At 41.0% G+C, this 1,447-nt stretch carries 1 protein-coding gene; it reads right to left on the bottom strand.

What is annotated here, in order from left to right; genetic code table 11:
- Window positions 1-236: 236 nt before the first annotated feature.
- Window positions 237-1,389, bottom strand: a protein-coding gene (locus F3H12_RS13130; RefSeq protein WP_479694084.1) for an IS3 family transposase whose coding sequence is annotated in 2 segments (ribosomal slippage) — window positions 237-1,119 and window positions 1,118-1,389 — 1,155 coding nt in all. Because the reading frame shifts where the segments join, the coding sequence is not laid out codon by codon here.
- Window positions 1,390-1,447: the final 58 nt, after the last annotated feature.

Genomic DNA, 1,447 nt, shown 5'->3' with positions numbered 1-1,447 from the left:
TATAATGCCCCCCATTGTCAAGACAATTTTTCAGCTTTTCTAAGTTAGATTCTCCTTTCTTTAAATTTCCATATTTTACATTTATTTACTATGTCTGAGGATGTCAAGGGCGAGCGTAAGCGAGTTCATCTTGACCCTTGACATCCAATACACATACATCATTTTTCTTTCCGGTCTGTCATGACAGACCGGCTGCCTTCCGGCGAGGACGGGGTTTGGGGCAGAGCCCCAAGGTTTTATACGACTGCCTGAAACTGTTTGTAAACCCCGAAATAATACTCTGCTGGCGTTTTGTAGTCTAACGACTGATGAGGTCTCCGGTTGTTATAATATTCAACATAATCCCTGGTAATCTGCCGGAGTTGGTGCCCTGTTTCGCAATCCTCAAGATAAAGCTTTTCCCACTTGTAAGATCGAAAGAAGCGCTCTATCCTTTGGTTATCCAGTGCTCTTCCTTTCCCATCCATTGAAATTTTTATATTGTTACTTTTTAGTAAGTTTATGTAATCATCACTGGTAAACTGTGAACCTTGGTCACTGTTCATAATTTCAGGTTTCCCGTACCGTTTGATCGCCTTTTTTATTGCCTCTAATACAAATGTCCTTTCCAAAGTATTTGATAACTCAAATCCAACAATATACCGGGAATACCAGTCTATAATGGCTACCATGTACATAAAACCACGTTTCATCCGGCAGTATGTTATGTCTATAGACCATACCTGGTTTGGATGATCAATATTCAAGCCTCTCAGCAAATACGGATACAAATACTTGCCATGCAGACGTTTGCTAAGATTAGGTCCAGGACAGAAACCATGGATCCCCATTTCCCTCATGTAACGCCGGGTTCGCTTTCGATTGATATGAATGTGATAATCCCGGTTCAGGATATTCGTCATCCTGCGGTAGCCATACTCCGGATGAGCCGTGTAAATCTCATCAATAATACGCTTAATCAGGTATTCCTCATCATTTACTGGAACCGGCTTGTAGTAAAGGCTTGTACGGTTAATTCCCAACAGTTCGGCTTGCTTTGTGATGCTCAGTTTCTTTTCTTCTCTGTCAATCATCTTCATGCGGTCTTCACGGGACTTAGAGTCGGCCAGATTTTTTTTTAAGCCAGGCAACCTCATATGAAAGTTGTCCAATTTGCTTAAGCAGTTCGTCCTTCTCCTTTTCATACGACTGTTTGACCTTCTCTACTTCATCAGTTTCCTTGCTGAAAACTCTGCCTGCATTGCTTATGAATTCTGCCTTCCAGCGACTTAGCTGGTTCGGATGTATTTCATATTCGGCAGCAATCTCATTCAGCGTTCTTTCTTCCCTTAAGACCTCAATCACTATTTTTGCTTTTTCTTCCGGTGTAAAATTTCTTCTCTTTTCCATAGTTCCATTCTAACTTATTTTGGCCGTTTTGTCTGTCTTAATTTCTGGTATCATTATA

The sequence above is a fragment of the Thermoclostridium caenicola genome, from assembly GCF_900142095.1.
Taxonomy (GTDB): domain Bacteria; phylum Bacillota; class Clostridia; order DSM-8532; family DSM-8532; genus Thermoclostridium_A; species Thermoclostridium_A caenicola.
The sequence above is the reverse complement of the archived record's forward strand: the minus strand, read 5'-3'. Positions and strand labels throughout refer to the sequence as shown.